General features: G+C 55.2%; 17 protein-coding genes and 1 tRNA gene. 13 read left to right on the top strand and 5 right to left on the bottom strand.

The annotated features are described in order from the left end of the window. The first annotated feature begins 191 nt into the window (after positions 1 to 191). The 4 genes from B5F17_RS00170 to B5F17_RS00150 all read left to right on the top strand — a co-directional run bounded on the left by B5F17_RS00170 (position 192) and on the right by B5F17_RS00150 (position 2,541). Positions 192 to 692 carry a phosphate-starvation-inducible PsiE family protein gene (locus B5F17_RS00170; RefSeq protein ID WP_087369712.1) on the top strand — a complete coding sequence of 167 codons (501 nt, stop codon included), beginning with the start codon at positions 192 to 194 and terminating at the stop codon, positions 690 to 692. Next, positions 679 to 852 (top strand): DUF4250 domain-containing protein, encoded by a 174-nt coding sequence (locus tag B5F17_RS00165; RefSeq protein WP_087369710.1) that lies wholly within the window; start codon positions 679 to 681, stop codon positions 850 to 852. The genes B5F17_RS00170 and B5F17_RS00165 overlap by 14 nt, the downstream gene beginning before the upstream one ends. A 17-nt stretch (positions 853 to 869) precedes the next feature. After that, complete coding sequence (locus tag B5F17_RS00160; protein ID WP_087369708.1) at positions 870 to 1,634, top strand: inositol monophosphatase family protein; 765 nt, start codon at positions 870 to 872, stop codon at positions 1,632 to 1,634. Positions 1,635 to 1,980: 346 nt separating this feature from the next. Beyond that, complete coding sequence (locus B5F17_RS00150; protein ID WP_087369704.1) at positions 1,981 to 2,541, top strand: hypothetical protein; 561 nt, start codon at positions 1,981 to 1,983, stop codon at positions 2,539 to 2,541. 270 nt (positions 2,542 to 2,811) lie between these two features. Here B5F17_RS00150 and rpsR read toward each other — a convergent pair whose 3' ends face one another. From rpsR to rpsF, 3 genes are read right to left on the bottom strand one after another with little or no spacing between them, the layout of a single operon-like run. Further along, positions 2,812 to 3,078 carry a 30S ribosomal protein S18 gene (gene rpsR / locus B5F17_RS00145; RefSeq protein WP_016148392.1) on the bottom strand — a complete coding sequence of 89 codons (267 nt, stop codon included), beginning with the start codon at positions 3,076 to 3,078 and terminating at the stop codon, positions 2,812 to 2,814. A gap of 26 nt (positions 3,079 to 3,104) precedes the next feature. Continuing rightward, positions 3,105 to 3,593, bottom strand: a complete 489-nt coding sequence (locus B5F17_RS00140; protein WP_087369702.1) for a single-stranded DNA-binding protein — start codon at positions 3,591 to 3,593, stop codon at positions 3,105 to 3,107. Positions 3,594 to 3,608: 15 nt separating this feature from the next. Next, positions 3,609 to 3,902: a 30S ribosomal protein S6 gene (gene rpsF / locus B5F17_RS00135; protein WP_016148394.1), complete on the bottom strand. Its 294-nt coding sequence runs from the start codon at positions 3,900 to 3,902 to the stop codon at positions 3,609 to 3,611. Between the two features lie 216 nt (positions 3,903 to 4,118). Here rpsF and B5F17_RS00130 point away from each other — a divergent pair. Further along, a tRNA-Thr gene (locus tag B5F17_RS00130) sits at positions 4,119 to 4,194 on the top strand. On the opposite strand, the gene B5F17_RS14750 is transcribed toward B5F17_RS00130, so the two are convergent. After that, entirely contained in the window at positions 4,186 to 4,362 is a 177-nt protein-coding gene (locus B5F17_RS14750) for a hypothetical protein (protein ID WP_162608028.1), read from the bottom strand. The genes B5F17_RS00130 and B5F17_RS14750 overlap by 9 nt on opposite strands. Positions 4,363 to 4,482: 120 nt before the next feature. On the opposite strand from B5F17_RS14750, the gene rbr reads away from it, so the two are divergent. From rbr to B5F17_RS00110, 3 genes are all read left to right on the top strand, one after another. Then, the gene (gene rbr, locus B5F17_RS00120) at positions 4,483 to 6,531 is read left to right on the top strand and encodes a rubrerythrin (RefSeq protein ID WP_087369698.1); all 2,049 of its coding nucleotides are present in this window, start codon (positions 4,483 to 4,485) and stop codon (positions 6,529 to 6,531) included. A gap of 158 nt (positions 6,532 to 6,689) precedes the next feature. Further along, positions 6,690 to 7,052 carry a BlaI/MecI/CopY family transcriptional regulator gene (locus B5F17_RS00115; RefSeq protein ID WP_016148396.1) on the top strand — a complete coding sequence of 121 codons (363 nt, stop codon included), beginning with the start codon at positions 6,690 to 6,692 and terminating at the stop codon, positions 7,050 to 7,052. Positions 7,053 to 7,057: 5 nt separating this feature from the next. Continuing rightward, positions 7,058 to 8,446, top strand: a complete 1,389-nt coding sequence (locus tag B5F17_RS00110; protein WP_087369696.1) for a M56 family metallopeptidase — start codon at positions 7,058 to 7,060, stop codon at positions 8,444 to 8,446. Between the two features lie 66 nt (positions 8,447 to 8,512). On the opposite strand, the gene B5F17_RS00105 is transcribed toward B5F17_RS00110, so the two are convergent. Then, positions 8,513 to 11,536 carry a PIG-L family deacetylase gene (locus tag B5F17_RS00105; RefSeq protein ID WP_162608027.1) on the bottom strand — a complete coding sequence of 1,008 codons (3,024 nt, stop codon included), beginning with the start codon at positions 11,534 to 11,536 and terminating at the stop codon, positions 8,513 to 8,515. Between the two features lie 519 nt (positions 11,537 to 12,055). Here B5F17_RS00105 and B5F17_RS00100 point away from each other — a divergent pair. The 5 genes from B5F17_RS00100 to B5F17_RS00080 all read left to right on the top strand — a co-directional run bounded on the left by B5F17_RS00100 (position 12,056) and on the right by B5F17_RS00080 (position 15,254). Continuing rightward, positions 12,056 to 12,697 carry a YczE/YyaS/YitT family protein gene (locus tag B5F17_RS00100; RefSeq protein ID WP_087369692.1) on the top strand — a complete coding sequence of 214 codons (642 nt, stop codon included), beginning with the start codon at positions 12,056 to 12,058 and terminating at the stop codon, positions 12,695 to 12,697. A 231-nt stretch (positions 12,698 to 12,928) separates the two neighbouring features. Next, positions 12,929 to 13,612, top strand: coding sequence for a FadR/GntR family transcriptional regulator (locus B5F17_RS00095; RefSeq protein WP_087369690.1), 684 nt, complete (start codon positions 12,929 to 12,931; stop codon positions 13,610 to 13,612). After that, complete coding sequence (locus tag B5F17_RS00090) at positions 13,609 to 13,965, top strand: CidA/LrgA family protein (RefSeq protein WP_087369688.1); 357 nt, start codon at positions 13,609 to 13,611, stop codon at positions 13,963 to 13,965. Before B5F17_RS00095 ends, B5F17_RS00090 begins: the two co-directional genes overlap by 4 nt. Next, positions 13,965 to 14,657 carry an LrgB family protein gene (locus B5F17_RS00085; protein WP_087369686.1) on the top strand — a complete coding sequence of 231 codons (693 nt, stop codon included), beginning with the start codon at positions 13,965 to 13,967 and terminating at the stop codon, positions 14,655 to 14,657. The genes B5F17_RS00090 and B5F17_RS00085 overlap by 1 nt, the downstream gene beginning before the upstream one ends. A 21-nt stretch (positions 14,658 to 14,678) precedes the next feature. Continuing rightward, positions 14,679 to 15,254 carry a cytidylate kinase-like family protein gene (locus B5F17_RS00080; protein WP_087369684.1) on the top strand — a complete coding sequence of 192 codons (576 nt, stop codon included), beginning with the start codon at positions 14,679 to 14,681 and terminating at the stop codon, positions 15,252 to 15,254. Positions 15,255 to 15,294 lie beyond the last annotated feature (40 nt).

Genomic DNA, 15,294 nt, shown 5'->3' with positions numbered 1-15,294 from the left:
TTAAATTGTACCATTCCCGCCGCTTGAATGCAATGCACATTTTCGACGGAAAACACCGCAAAACTCTGTCAATTCCCGTAAATTCTCGCTGTCCCGCCAAAAATACACCGCTCGCCCTCTGTACAATCGCTCCCCTGACCTGTATAATAAAACTGTACGACGAAAATTATACCACACGTAGGAGGACTGTCTTGAAATCTAACCTGCATTCCAAGCTCTACCGCCTGGTCGGCGGGCTTGAAGTGATCGTGGGCATCTGTATCCTGGTTGCAGTTGCGGCCGCAACTTTCGGCCTCATCGCTGACATCCACATCCCGACCATCGTCTCATCACCCGAATCCCTCCAAGCCTACCTCACCACTGCCATGACCATCATCATCGGCGTCGAATTCGTCAAGATGATTTTCAGCTACAACATCAACACAGTCATCGAAGTGCTGATGCTGGCTGTCGCACGTCAAATGGTGGTCACCCACACAAGCCCCGTCGAAAATCTCATCACAATCGTTTCGGTTTCCCTGCTTTTCGCAATCCGCAAATTCCTCTACGTCCCCCAGCTCGACCAGAACAAGCACGACATCCACGGCAGTCTGCTGCCTCACTTTATGCGCCGTGCTCTGCACCTCGACGAGCAAAAGGAACCCGAAGCCGATCTTGGAAAGGAAGAATCATCTACGCATGTTACCCAATGACCCCATTATTCTGCTCAGCTACATTAACACCAAACTGCGCGACGACTACGCCGATCTCGACGATCTGTGCATCTCGCTTGGCATCGATGCCGGTGACCTGTGCGGCCGTCTGGCGCCCCTCGGTTATACCTATAACCACAAGAACAATCGCTTTCAGTAAGAAAGGACGCGCATACCATGTTATATCCCATTCTGGATGCCGTCCGCGAAGCCGGACAGATCATCCTCAGCGCCCATGACGTACAGGTATCCTCCAAAGAGGGCATCGGCAACTTTGTCACCACTTATGACGTCAAAGTCCAATCCTTCTTACGTGAAAAGCTGCTGTCTATCGTCCCCGACGCCCACTTCGTCGGTGAGGAGGACAAGGTACACGACGATGCACTGCACGGTCTGGCGTTCATCGTCGATCCCATCGACTGCACGGCAAACTTTGTACGCGGCATGAAGCACTCGGCTGTCTCGGTCGCACTGGCGCGCGACGGCGTGCTCATTCTCGGCGCCGTGTACAACCCCTATCGCGATGAAATGTTCTACGCCGAACTGGGCAAGGGCGCATTTCTCAACGGAACCCCCATCCACGTTTCCGACCGCACCCTGTCTGAAGGCGTGTTCTGTATCGGCACCTCGCCGTATCACCGTTCCCTGCGCGAACGCACTATGACCATCGCCGGTCGACTCATGGAGCGTATGCAAGATCTGCGGCGCTTCGGCTCGGCCGCACTCGATCTGACCGACATCGCCTGCGGACGCGTCGAACTCGGTTTCGAGTGCATTTTACAGCCCTGGGACTTCGCCGGCGGTGCAATCATTCTGACCGAGGCCGGTGGACGGATTACCCAGCTCGACGGCTCGCCTATTACGCTTGACCGTCCCTGCTCCATCCTCAGCGGCAACCCGCTTGCTCACAGTGCATTCCTCGAGGAAAACCTTGCAAAATGAATTTTTCCACTCCGCCTTCCTGCATGGAGGGCAGATTTTTTTACCCAAATTTAGAGAATCTCCACTACTTTTATTCCCGACTTTTAGCACTATACACAAAACAAAATACTAAAATGCACAAAATCAGAATAATTCGTATAATCATTTTTAAACAATTTGCTTATAAATATTTGTGCAAAAATCTCAACCAAGCGAAATTTCATGCGCATATTTAACAAAATTGCGTGTTAAATGTTGCCTATTCTGCTGAATCAGCGTAAAATAGCATAACAAAATAAAAAAACCGGTCGCCGGCTCTCCCGATTTTTCGGGAATCGGCCTACTTCGTGAAAGGACTGAACATTCCATGAACCATAATTTTTCTCCCGCCATGCTCGGCGAGGGCTGGAATATGCTCAAGCATGCCGAGCGCGACCAATACTTCCTGGTTGCACCTGAGACGCAGCATCAGGATATGCGTCTTGTTTTGATTGAAATTATGACCCAGCTGCTCGCTGGCAAGCACATTGTCATGCTCGCACAGAGCCATACCGCTAACAGCCTGGGCGCTCTGCGCGCACTCTCCCCCGAGACCCGCATCCTCAAGCGCGGCAACGAGACCGCTCTGTTCGCAGAACTGGGCGACGTTCCCTCCGCTGAAATGCTGTGCGCACTGCCCCGTACCGGTGCATTCCGTCTGCGTTTCGCCGGTTTCGACGGCTCGGTTCCCGGTGAGCTCATCTTCTCCGGTCTGATCGAGAACGAATGCCCCGCTGATATCGTGCTCGACTGCACCTATCTGGCTGGTCGTCCGGCTCTCGGCATCACCCTCGCACCCGAACAGATGGAAGAGGACACCCTCGTAGACCTCGTCCGCCACGCTGTCGCAGATCACGGCGCTGCCCTGCGCATCGATTTCGCTTCGTAAGGTCAGCACCCTGCTGAAGTTTGGATCAAACCTTTTCAAAGGTTTGCGGGTTCTTAGGGCAGAGCCCTGAGCCGCGTCCCGCAGGACGCGGAATCCCCTCTTGATTCCCAGTGTCCGACCTGGGAATCAACTAAATAAAACCCACAAAAACCGTTCCTTGATCAAGGAACGGTTTTCTCTTTCTCCCCAACTTCTCTTACATATCTTAAAGTCCCACAACGCAAAAAAGCCTGTCCATTCGGACAGGCTTTATAGCTTGCTTTGTAAAAATTACTCCGCAGTGTAGGGCAGCAGGGCTACGTGACGTGCACGCTTGATCGCCTCGGTCAGCTGACGCTGATGCTTTGCACAGGTGCCGGTCATACGGCGGGGCAGGATCTTGCCGCGCTCAGACATGTAACGGCGCAGCTTAGCTACGTCCTTATAGTCGATGGCCTCTACCTTATCTACGCAGAAGGAGCAAACCTTTCTGCGGCGACGTCCACCGCGCTGTGCGCGCTCCGGACGGGGAGTAAATTCCTTCTTGGTCTCTTCCATTGTCAGGTACCTCCTTTTTTCAAAAATCAAAAGGGAACGTCGGAATCATCATCCAGCTCCGCAAAGTCCGAATCACCGACCGAAAGGTCGAAGCTCGGCGCGGGAGCCATCTGAGAACCCATATCGAATCCCTCGGGACGGATCTGCGAGCCAGAGTCATAGCTGCCGGCGTAACCGCCGTTCGTATCGCGAGACTTCTTGGTCTCACCAAACGAAATTTCATCAGCATTGATCTCGATGGAAACACGCTTATTTCCGTTCCTGTCTTCCCAGTTCCGCGACTGGATGCGGCCGACTACAATCGCGAGCATACCCTTGGTGAACCACTGCTTAACAAACTCGGCCTGACGACCCCATGCGACACAGTCGATGAAATCGGTCTGACGCTCGCCGTTCGGGCCCTTACGGTCGCGATCAATCGCGAGGGTAAAAGACGCAACAGCGGTGTTGGAAGCAGTATGGCGCAGTTCAGGATCTCGCACTAAGCGGCCCATGAGGATCGCTTTATTCAGCACGATTTCTCACCCGCCTTAGTCCAGGGCTACGATGATGGAACGCATCACGCCGTCCGTAATCTTGTAGATACGGTCGAGCTCAGCCGGGAAAGACGGAGCGGACGTAAACTGAATCAGGGTGTAGTAGCCCTCATGCAGGTCGTCGATTGCGTAAGCCATACGGCGCTTGCCCCAATCTTCAACCTTGTCTACGGTACCGTTCGCCTCTACGAGAGACTGGAACTTCTGCACCAGAGCAGAAATCTCCTCCTCACCGAGGGTGGGGTTGACAATGAAAAGAGTCTCGTACTTGCCAGTTACCTTTGCCATGTTTTTGCACCTCCTTTTGGACTTTGGCCCACGATCATACGCGTCGTGAGCAAGGATACTTCCTTATTATATCTGACTTTCTTAAATTGTCAAGCGATTCTTTGAAATTTTTTTGGTTTTTTTCGCAATATTGCTTGACGAACCTTTTCCCTTGTGCTAAAATATCATTGCTGTGCCGGACAGTCCACCGTCCTTGTGCAACTTCACAAAACAGCTGCTAGTATGGCTCAGTTGGTAGAGCAGCGCATTCGTAATGCGCAGGTCGTCGGTTCGAGTCCGACTACTAGCTCCAAAGTTTAACCGCTCTTTCTTCGGAAAGAGCGGTTTTTTTGTGTCCAAAAAACCGCATGGTAAAATTGCCCAAATTTTCTGCCTGATTTTTTCTCTTTTGTAAATGATATTTATTCTTGACTTTTGTTTCCTTCACTTGTATAATGACATCAGAAATCATTCCTAACATCACTTGACTTTCCGTTGTGTGTGCGGTCTGTACGATCGTTCCGTTCGGCAAAATCCTTTTCCGTGTACCGATTTTGCCAGCATCGTACTTCCGCAAATAAGCCGAGAAGAGAGGAAAAATATGTCCAAACACCTGCCCTTATCCGTCCGCGTCCCCATCGAACCGGACAACCCCAGCATTCTCCGTGTGGAGGAGAAATGCATCCGATGCGGCATGTGCAAGCAAGTGTGCACCGAGCGCATGGGCATCCACGGCACCTACACGCTGGCCGAAACCGGTGATCAGGCCATCTGTATTCACTGCGGTCAGTGTGCCAATGTCTGTCCGACCGACAGCATCATGGAACGCGACGCGCATCACGCCGTACAGCAGGCCATCGCAGACCCGGACAAAATCGTGATCGTAAGCACTTCGCCTTCGGTGCGTGTGGCACTGGGCGAGGCCTTCGGTCTGGAACCGGGTACCTTCGTAGAAGGAAAAATGGTCGCGCTGCTGCGGGCACTGGGCGTCGACTATGTACTCGACACCAACTTTGCTGCCGATCTGACCATCGTCGAGGAGGCCAGTGAGCTGATCGAGCGCGTTACGTCCGGCAACGCTCCCCTGCCCCAGTTCACCAGCTGCTGCCCGGGCTGGGTCAAGTTCGCAGAGCTCTATTACCCCGAACTGCTGCCCAACCTGTCCACTGCAAAAAGCCCCATCGGCATGCAGGGCCCGACCATCAAAACCTATTTCGCAAAACAGAAAAACCTCGATCCCCGCAAGATCGTGAACGTCGCGCTGACACCGTGCACAGCCAAGAAGTTCGAGATCGAGCGCGAGGAAATGTGCGCATCGGCCGATTACCATGGTATTCCCGGTATGCGGGACATGGATCTGGTCATCACCACCCGCGAGCTGGCGCGCTGGGCTAAGGAAGCCGGCATTGATTTTCACAGTCTGCCCGATGCATCCTATGATGATATCATGGGACGTGCGTCCGGCGCAGGCGTGATCTTCGGCAACACCGGCGGCGTCATGGAAGCGGCGCTGCGTACCGCCTACGAGTACCTCACCGGCACCCCGGCACCCGAGGCGCTCTACGACTTACAGCCCGTGCGCGGCTACGACGGCATCCGCGAAGCTACCCTGCACGTCGGTGAGCACGAACTCAACGTCGCAGTGGTCTATGGTACGGCCAACGCCCGCACGCTGATCGAGCGCATGAAAAACGGCGGCAAGCAGTACCACTTCATCGAGGTCATGGCCTGCCCCGGCGGCTGCATCGGCGGCGGCGGTCAGCCCAAAGACCTGCTGAAGGATGCCGACCAGATCCGTCAGAGCCGTATCTCCGGCCTGTACGCACGCGACGCTTCGCTGACCGTGCGCAAGAGTCACGAAAACCCCGATATCAAACTGGTATACGAGCAGTTCTACGGTCAGCCGCTGAGCGAAATGGCCGAAAAGATGCTGCACACAACTTACACCGATAGAAGCAACACGTTACATGTGAGAGGAGAACATATTATGAAAAAGTGGAAGTGCAAAGTTTGCGGTTACATCTACGAGGGCGAGTCTCTGCCCGCTGATTTCACCTGCCCGATCTGCAAGCAGCCGGCTTCGGCATTTGAGCCGATCGAGGAAGCGCCCAGCGCATCCAAGTACGCTGGCACCCAGACCGAGAAGAATCTGGAAGCTGCATTTGCCGGCGAGTCCGGTGCACGCAATAAGTACACCTACTTCGCTTCGATCGCCAAGAAGGAAGGCTACGAGCAGATCGCTGCCCTCTTCCTCAAAACCGCTGAGAACGAGAAGGAGCACGCAAAACTGTGGTACAAGGAGCTGTACGGCCTGGGTGACACCGCTGAAAACCTGCTGCACGCTGCCGAGGGTGAGAACTACGAGTGGACCGACATGTACGACGGCTTTGCCAAGACCGCTGAGGAGGAAGGCTTCCACGATCTGGCACGCAAGTTCCGTCTGGTTGCAGCCATCGAGAAGCACCACGAAGAGCGTTACCGTGCTCTGCTCCGCAATGTAGAGACCGCACAGGTCTTCAAGAAGAGCGAAGTCAAGGTATGGGAGTGCCGCAACTGCGGTCACATCGTAGTCGGCACCGAGGCTCCTGAGGTTTGCCCGACCTGCGATCATCCGCAGAGCTTCTTCGAAGTACACGAAGAGAACTACTAAGCCCATTTTGAGACCAAACCGTCTTTCCTAACCGGGAGGCACAGTGGATTTTATCCGCTGTGCCTCTCTTTTTTGTACTTACCGACCGTTGACATTTCTGTCTACTACATGTAGACTATAATTGTCTACAGGATATAGACAGAAAGGAAGGTGACCGTATGCAGGACTTCAAACTCGGTGCCGTCGAGTCGCGCTTTGCCGACCTCATCTGGCTGCACGCGCCCATCACGACGAGTGAACTGGTCAAACTGTGTGCGCAGGAGCTGAGCTGGAAGCGCACCACGACCTACACCGTGCTCAAGCGCCTGTGCGAGCGCGGGCTGTTCCAGACACAGGATAGCGTGGTCACGCCGCTGCTCTCGCGCACAGAATTTTACGCCCGGCAGAGCGAACAGTTCGTCGAGCAGAGCTTCGACGGCTCGCTCCCCGCATTTCTCGCCGCATTCACCACCCGCAAGCGCCTGTCCCCGGAGGAAATCTCCGAGATTCGCCGCATGATCGATGCCTGTGAAAAGGAGTGAGTGACATGACTGAGCTGTTTTTGTCCTTCGTCAATCGCAGTATCACCGCCGGATGGATGATTCTTCCCGTTCTCTGTCTGCGCTGGTGCCTGCGCAACTTCCGCTCCAAAGACCTCATCTGCATCCTGTGGGGACTGGTCGGGCTGCGCCTTGCCCTGCCCTTTTCCCTGCCCACGCCGTTCAGTCTGGTTCCCTCTGCTCAGACTATCCCGACCGATATCATGTATGCGTCCTCTCCCGCCATTGATACCGGCCTGAGCACGCTCAACCAAGCGGTCAATCCGATGCTCTCGGCCTCGTTCTCCCCCGACCCGGCCGCAAGCGCAAATCCGCTGCAAATCCTGCTCGCACTCGCCGCTCTCATCTGGGTGATCGGCATTGCGCTCTTTGCGCTCTATGCTCTCATCAGCTTGCTGCGCCTGCGTCACCGTCTGGCCGAGGCTGTTCCGGTGGGGGATAACGTATGGGTCTGCGATCACATCGCCTCGCCTTTCCTGCTCGGTCTGACGCATCCGCGCATTTATCTCCCGTCCTCGCTCGATTCCCAGACCGCAGCTTCCGTCATCGCACATGAGCATGCTCACCTAGTGCACCGCGACCCCATCTGGAAAGCCGTCGGTTTTGTCCTGCTCGCGCTCTACTGGTTCCACCCGCTCGTCTGGGTGGCCTACATCCTGTTCTGTCGGGACATGGAACTTGCCTGCGACGCACGCGCAACCCGCGACTTCTCCCCCGCCGAGCGCAAAACCTACGCCGAAGCGCTGCTGGCATGCAGCCTGCCCCACGCCGGACGGTCGTTCTGTCCGCTGGCGTTCGGGGAAATCGGGGTCAAATCCCGCATCCGTGCTCTGCTGCAAGGCAAAAAGCCCTCGCACTTGCTTGTAGTCGTGACCATCTCCATCATCGCGATTCTGGCCGTCTGTTTTCTGACCGATCCTGCCCAGCCCAAATCGACTGTGCCACTGCCATCGGATGAAGTCATATCTGACGCAATCCTAACCCACTACAACGCCCATTCGACCGAGGATCTGCTGTGTACCGAAAATCACGCCCCGCTTGCAACGGTATATCAGGAAAATTCTGATGGGTCGGTCGTGGTCACGAAATACCTTATGGTGCTGTATCTGGAACTGGCACGCGACGGCGATTGGTTCCGCGAGCAGAGCGGCAGCCACATTCCAACTGCTCTCACCTTCCACGTCCAGCCGGATGGCAGCTGCACGCTGACCGAATACTGGGAACCGGGTGACGGCAGCCTGTACGCTCCAGACATCCGCGCCAAATTCCCAGCAGATATCGCAGAACGCGCACTGGACACCCAGCGATACATCGACGAACAGATGAAAGCCTGTTACGATCAGGCAATCGCCTACTGGGGTTTGGAAAAGCAATGATAACATTCCACAAATGCAACAAGGTCATGCCGTTTGGCATGACCTTGTCGTCTTTTCGGGGGATTTTTATTTGATGGTTACGTTGCCTGTGCCCTCAGTGCCCATAGAAATGAGGTTTGCGTACAGCTTGTACGCGCCCGGATTGAGCGCCTGCAGCTGACGATCCCAAACAACTGCACTATAGGTATAGTGTCCGCCGTTCTCCATGTCCTTGTACAGGATAGCCGGTCTCATCTGACCTTCGGGGTCCTGACCTTCAAACAGTACGGTGTAGCCCAGTGCTTCCATCGCCTCAACCTGGCCGGCTGCTGCGGTGCCCGGCGTCCACTCGCAGCGCTGCTGGGTCCAGCCATCCCAAATGGATGCCTTGGACAGTTCGCCCTCGCGCTGCAGGTCGATCTTGTTGATGCCAGTGTAGAACGGAGTTGCTGCCGCTGCGTCGCTTACATAAACGTCGCAGTCTTCCTTGTTGATGTTGGAGTTGCCCAGGGTGAAGGGTACCGGTGCCAGCGGCATGGTGCCGTCCGACTGCTTCCAGTTCTGATAATGCAGTACCAGGTTACCGCCTGCGTTTGCGTAATCGATCAGGTTCTGCATCGAGCTGCGCAGTGCGCTGCTGACCGGGCTCTGGTCGGCCAGTGCGGTCTTGCCGATGATGATGGTATCGAACTGCTTTGCAAGTTCTGCACCCGACTTTGCGATATCCGAGGTGCTCAGCTCCTTGAGATTAGCTGCTGCCTTGTCCGCAGAGGAGTACATGCCCTTGATGTAATCATAGACGAAGTCGTCGCTGCCGCCCTTGAGGAAACCGATCTTGATATCGTCGGTAGGCAGCTGATACTCGGCTACCGTCACGTTCTGTACAGCCTTCTTGTAGTAGTTCTGCGTATTGATGTGGTCGTAATCGATGACTTCATAGCCCTCGGAGAAGAACTCGCCATTGGGCAGCGTCGCGGTGACGACCAGTGCAGTGCTCTTGTCCTTATAGGTCTTGGGGATGGTCACATCGAGGGTCACCGTGATGGTCTGATCCTCGGCTGCGATGGATACCGTCTTGGTGGAAACCTGAATACCCGAGGTGGTATCTTCGGGAACTGCGGTTACCTGAATGTCACCGGTTGCACCCTTGAGGTTGTTGCGGATGGTGACCTCAATCGTGCTGTGGATGTCCTCGCCCACATACTTGAGCATGGACGACTCGTTCTCAACCAGCAGCGACAGCTTGGGTACGACGCGCATTTCGGGTTCGTTCTCGATGGTGTAGGTCACGCCGCCGGTCTTAACGTCCATCTCGGCCTGAATGGGTGCATGCGAGTAGGGATCGGTGGGGTTGGTGGTGACACCAAAGACCAGATCTTCATACGCGTTCTGATTTTCTACCATTGCAGCGGTCATCTGTGCCGGGTCCTGATGGCCTTCTACACCGGCTGCCTTGGGCGTATTCGGGGTTGCACCCTCCTTGACGCCGCCGTTCGGATATGCATCGTTGGTGTACGGCTCATTGTACGGTGCATTGTACGGGCCGGTGTAGGTCTTGTAGCTCTCGGGAACCTTGACCTGACATACAAACTGCTTGCCAGCGTTGCGTCCGTTGGACTGAACGTTCTTAGCCGGCTGGCTGCTCACGATCTGCCAGCCAGAGGGCAGTACCAGGAATTCCGAAGCCGAGCTGGGCAGGGTGACCTCGCCGTCTGCGTCATTGCGTGCCCATGCGGTTGCGGTGACGGTCACGGTCTGACCCGGATGTACGTCGGTATCGTCTACGCTGATATCTACATCAATCGCATAGATTTCCTGCAGAACCTTGGTGATATGGTCGCGGATGCGGCGGGCATATTCCAGATTGTCCGCATCATCGGCGGGAATCTTGGCCTCGATCTGATCGAGTGCCTTGAGCGCATCGGTCAGCAGCTTGGCATTCTCGGTCACGTCCTTCTGGCTGAAGCCGTCCTGGAACTGCTCCAGATTGGTGACCAGAGTTTCCAGGGCATCGCCAGTCACCGGCTTTGCATAGCTCTTGCCGCTCTCAGCAGCCTTGGCCATGTCCGCACGGTTGTTCATCGAACCGGTGCCGATCGGGTTCCAGTCGCGCAGATCAACAACATCCAATCCGCAAAAGACCGTGGTGCTGAAATCGTTCTTGGTGACGTCCACACCGGGTGCAGCCTTTTTGAGGATGTATGCACGGTCGGACTCGCCCTTAACCGGGGTGCCGATCATCTTCTGGCACTTGTGCATATTGCGTCCCAGAATGCCCCACTCGTCATAGCTCATGCCCAGAACCGAGTCGTATGTACCGAGATCGAGGACAAGGTCGGAGACGGTCGGGTCTTTGCTGGACTTTGCACCAACGGCGGTGAATTCACCCTCATAGCTGTCAACAACGCTGTCGCTCGGCGTGGTCGAGAAGAACTTCTGCACCTGCCATGCAGACAGCGGCTTGCCATCCTCGTCATAGACCGTGTAGCTCTCGTCGGCTGCCAGATCCATGGCATACTCGATCAGCCAGCCCACTGCACGGTGCTGACCGTGGTCGGTGTTGGGCGCCTTGTGGTTGGAGAAAATGACCTGGGGACGGGTGGTACGGATGATCTTAGCCAGGTTGTAGCCCAGCACATCGATGCTGTAAATACCGTCTGCGCCGGTTTCCGGGTCACCCAGCAGCGACTCCTTGAGCGAAACTGAGTAGCCGAAATCGACTGCGCCGCCGTACATCTGCTCGGCCAGATCGAACATACGCGCCGAGTTCAGTTCCTGCGAACGCAGAACACCGAGTGCGCCGTACAGCTCGTTGCCAATCGAGTTGTCGCCGCCCTCGCCCCAGTTGATCGTCGTGTAGATGGTGTCCGCACCTTCCTGACGGTTGAGGTAAACCAGCAGCGAGTTGGTCTCATCGTCCGGATGTGCGCCGATAAACAGGACGCGCTTTAAGCTGTCCAGCTGATCGACATAATTGATGGTGTCGGTAATGCCCTTGTCCGGTGCGTACTGCAGCTCATTCAGACGCGCAGCGCCGGCCATGGGAACGGCAGACAGGGTCATCACTGCGGCGACCGCGCCCGCAAGGACTCTCTTATGCTTGATGCTCATACAATCTCCTCCTTCAAATTGCGATGGCTTTTGTGCCGTCTCCTCCTTCTCTGCATTCGGTCTTCCGTCCTGCGTTGTCCCCCGGAATCGACCGTCTGCTGGTTCTGGCATGATGTTGATTCTCAGTATATCGCACAGAAAATTCTTGTCAATGTCGCAAAAAATTGTATATTTTTGTCCTCGGAATTGTGCCCAATCTCTATCTCAAACTTTCGAGCTCGCTTTGTGCACTGTTTTTCGGCTTTTATTTAAATTCTTAAAATGTTTGCAGATGGATGCCCTCCTACACAGGGTCGTTTTCCGATACAAAGTTTGTATATTGCACAAATTCAGCAAAATATCGCCTTATTTCCGATAATATTGTGCTGGAATCCTCGAAGTTTCATAAAACAGCATCCGCCGTTGTTTTTGCATCATTTGTGCGGATTTTTCCCCTTTGACCCCGCGCATTCTTTTTGCTATACTGTTCTTGGCTGTATCCCATTTTTTATTGATCGATTCAAAAAAAGGAGTCCCGCTATGTCACGCCTTCCGCTTGTGGTTCGCCGTCTTCTCATGCTGTTTCTGGGCGTATGCGTCACCGAGTGCGGCAGTCAGCTGTTCGTCGCACTGGGTGTCGGTGCCGACCCGTTCATGATTCTCGTGCAGGGTATTTCCCGGCAGTCCGGCCTGAGTTACGGTCAATCGAGCACACTCATTATGCTCATCTGTCTGGCTGCAATCTTCCTCTGTGCCCGCGAACACATCCACGTTGGCACCATCTTCTGTATGTTCTGCCTGGGGCCGATCGTGGACTTTTACGCCTTCCTCTTTGGTCGCATCCTGCCCGTCCATCGCCCGCTCGCACTCACCGTTCTGCTCATTATTCTGGGCTGTCTGATCGTCTCGATCGGGGTTGGCATCTCGGTGCGCTCGGATGCCGGCGCGTGTGCAAACGACCTCATCCCGGTCATCCTGCACCAAAAAGTACATGGCTTGCAGCTGCGCTGGGCACGCATGCTGTGCGACGGTCTGTGCATCGTCGTCGGCTTTGCACTGGGCGGTACGCTGGGTATCGGCACGGTCATCGCCCTGACCCTGTACGGTCCCGGCCTGCAATTTTTCCTGCCGGTCGCAGGTGCCATTGCGGGCCGTCTGCGCCTGCCTGTACACGCTGTTTAACAATTTTTCCGTATTTCGCACGCAAAAATCACGTCCGGATCACCCTCCGGGCGTGTTTTTTTATAAAACGCTCTTACAATTTTCACAAAATCTTCTGTTTTCACCTGTTTTCGCGACATTTTTTCTTGACGCGTTCGAAAACGGGGGTATAATGAAACAGAACAGAAATTGGTTAAACCAATCTAATCGATACAACCGCCGCGCACATCACAGACAAAGGAGGAACACTGCATGGAGGAAGACCGCTATCAGGACGTATGTACCTACGTCCGACGGCTGATCGAACAGGGACAGCTGCGTCCGGGCGATCGCCTGCCCACCGAACGCGCACTGTCTCAGGATCTCGGCGTCAGCCGGGGCACCGTACGCGACGGTCTGCGTCTGCTCGAGAGCATGGGTGTGCTGGAGAGCAGACAGGGTTCGGGCAATTATCTGTCCGACCACATGGGACAATATTTGGCGCAATCGCTGCATTTTATGCTGCTTTTGGGGGAAATTGATTACCAGTCCATCAATCGCATGCGCCGCGCCATCGAGCTGCAATCCTACCGCATCGCCATCCAGACCAGCACCCCCGAACAGGTACAGGGTCTGTGGCGCATTCAGGAAGAGCTGGAGCGCACGCGCAGCGCAGAAAAGGACGAAGCCTTCCACGACGCGATCATCGATCTTGGCGGCGACCCGCTCATGCGCATTGTGTCCGATGCCCTGTCCGATGTCATTGGTCACCTGATTACACAATTTCTGACGCGCGGTGCGCAGGATCTTCTGCACCAGACGCTCGATACCCATCGCCGCATGATTGAATATCTGGAACAGCGGCGTGTGGACGCGGGCTGTGCAGCGATCACACGGCATTACGATATTATTGATACCGAAATCGCGCGCTGGCAGGCGGAAAGGAGAACGATATGAAACTGATCCGACAATTCGGCATCATTCTTGCCATCACCTTTGCCGGCGAGGTGCTCAAGGGACTGCTACCCCTGCCCATCCCGGTCAGTATTTACGGACTTTTGCTCATGCTCGTGCTGCTCATCACCGGCATTCTGCCGCTGGAAGCCGTGCAGGACGCAGGAAAGTTCCTCATTGAGATCATGCCGGTGCTGTTCGTCCCGGCTGCGGTCGGTCTGCTCGACAGCTGGCCGTCTTTGCAGGCCGTTCTGCTGCCGGTTTCGGTCATCACGGTCGTCACGACCATCTTTGTTATGGCAGTCTCCGGTCTGGTGACCCAGGCTGTCATCCGCCGCGAAAGGAAGCCTAAATAATGCACGATATCCTATCAAATGCGACCTTTTTCGGGGTCATGGTCAGTATTTTAAGCTATGAACTGGGACTGTTCATCAAGAAAAAGACCCAGTCCCCCATCTGTAACCCCCTTCTGATTTCCATTATTGTGACCATCGGCGTTCTGCTCCTGCTGCACGTCGATTACAAGAGCTATAACGCCGGTGCGCAGTACCTGAGTTATCTGCTCACACCTGCAACCGTCTGTCTGGCCATCCCGCTCTACGAGCAGCTTTCCCTGCTCGTGCGCAACGTCAAGGCCATCCTCATCGGCATCATCGCCGGTGTGCTGGCTAGCATCGGTTCGGTCTTTGGCCTGTGTCTGCTGTTCGGACTGGGACATGAATATTACGTCACCCTGCTGCCTAAGTCCATCACCACCGCCATCGGTATGGGTGTGTCGGAAGAGCTCGGCGGTATCGTGACCATTACCGTGTCGGTCATCATTATTACTGGTGTTATTGGTAATATCATCGCCGAGACCGTATGCAAACTGTTCCGCATCACCGACCCTGTAGCCAAGGGCATCGCGATTGGTTCGGCCTCGCATGCCATCGGCACGGCGCGTGCGCTGGAGATGGGCGAAGTTGAGGGTGCGATGAGCAGTCTTGCCATCGCGGTTGCCGGACTGATTACGGTTGCGGCCTCGTCGATTTTCGCAAACCTGATCTGACGGATATGGGAGGTTGATTTTATGGTCATCACGATTGGACGCAGCTGCGGCAGCGGTGGTTTGGAGATTGCGCAGAAACTGGCAGATCGTCTGGGTGTGCGCTGCTATGATGCAGACGCGCTGCTCGAGGAAGCCACCCGTGCGGGCTGTGCCGAGGAAATGCGGGCATTTCTGGCCGAGAAGCCGGTCAACAGCCTGCTGTTTTCCATTGCGGTTGAGAACAGTGCGCGCGGTATGGGACGGGTTCCCTTTACGCTCATGCATCAGATTGCCGAGCGCGAAGATTTTGTTCTGCTGGGACATTGCGGCAACTACGCACTGCGTGACCGCGACGATCTGACCACGCTGTTTATCCATGGCGGGCTGGAACAGCGTGTACAGCGTATCATGCGCACGCAGGACATGAGTGAGCGCGAAGCGCGGCGGTATATCCACAAGACCGACGAAGCGCGTCGGCACTTCCACGAGTTCTACACCGGAGAAGTGTGGGGCGAGGCTGAAAAGTACGATCTGACGGTCAACAGCTTTGCGCTGGGTGTGGATGCGACGGTAGAAATGCTGGAAGGGTTCATTCAGGCGAAAAAGGCGAAACAATAAATTAACGATAATTAAGTTGATTCCCGGGGCGAACACCGGG

The organism is Butyricicoccus pullicaecorum (genome assembly GCF_002160355.1).
Taxonomy (GTDB): domain Bacteria; phylum Bacillota; class Clostridia; order Oscillospirales; family Butyricicoccaceae; genus Butyricicoccus; species Butyricicoccus pullicaecorum.
The sequence above is the reverse complement of the archived record's forward strand: the minus strand, read 5'-3'. Positions and strand labels throughout refer to the sequence as shown.

Coding starts and splice junctions, on each gene's coding strand:
- B5F17_RS00165 (WP_087369710.1), top strand. CDS start 679: ATGTTACCCAATGACCCCATTATTCTGCTCAGCTACATTAACACCAAA.
- B5F17_RS00160 (WP_087369708.1), top strand. CDS start 870: ATGTTATATCCCATTCTGGATGCCGTCCGCGAAGCCGGACAGATCATC.
- B5F17_RS00150 (WP_087369704.1), top strand. CDS start 1,981: ATGAACCATAATTTTTCTCCCGCCATGCTCGGCGAGGGCTGGAATATG.
- rpsR (WP_016148392.1), bottom strand. CDS start 3,078: ATGGAAGAGACCAAGAAGGAATTTACTCCCCGTCCGGAGCGCGCACAG.
- rpsF (WP_016148394.1), bottom strand. CDS start 3,902: ATGGCAAAGGTAACTGGCAAGTACGAGACTCTTTTCATTGTCAACCCC.
- B5F17_RS14750 (WP_162608028.1), bottom strand. CDS start 4,362: ATGTTAGGAATGATTTCTGATGTCATTATACAAGTGAAGGAAACAAAA.
- rbr (WP_087369698.1), top strand. CDS start 4,483: ATGTCCAAACACCTGCCCTTATCCGTCCGCGTCCCCATCGAACCGGAC.
- B5F17_RS00115 (WP_016148396.1), top strand. CDS start 6,690: ATGCAGGACTTCAAACTCGGTGCCGTCGAGTCGCGCTTTGCCGACCTC.
- B5F17_RS00110 (WP_087369696.1), top strand. CDS start 7,058: ATGACTGAGCTGTTTTTGTCCTTCGTCAATCGCAGTATCACCGCCGGA.
- B5F17_RS00105 (WP_162608027.1), bottom strand. CDS start 11,536: ATGAGCATCAAGCATAAGAGAGTCCTTGCGGGCGCGGTCGCCGCAGTG.
- B5F17_RS00100 (WP_087369692.1), top strand. CDS start 12,056: ATGTCACGCCTTCCGCTTGTGGTTCGCCGTCTTCTCATGCTGTTTCTG.
- B5F17_RS00095 (WP_087369690.1), top strand. CDS start 12,929: ATGGAGGAAGACCGCTATCAGGACGTATGTACCTACGTCCGACGGCTG.
- B5F17_RS00090 (WP_087369688.1), top strand. CDS start 13,609: ATGAAACTGATCCGACAATTCGGCATCATTCTTGCCATCACCTTTGCC.
- B5F17_RS00085 (WP_087369686.1), top strand. CDS start 13,965: ATGCACGATATCCTATCAAATGCGACCTTTTTCGGGGTCATGGTCAGT.
- B5F17_RS00080 (WP_087369684.1), top strand. CDS start 14,679: ATGGTCATCACGATTGGACGCAGCTGCGGCAGCGGTGGTTTGGAGATT.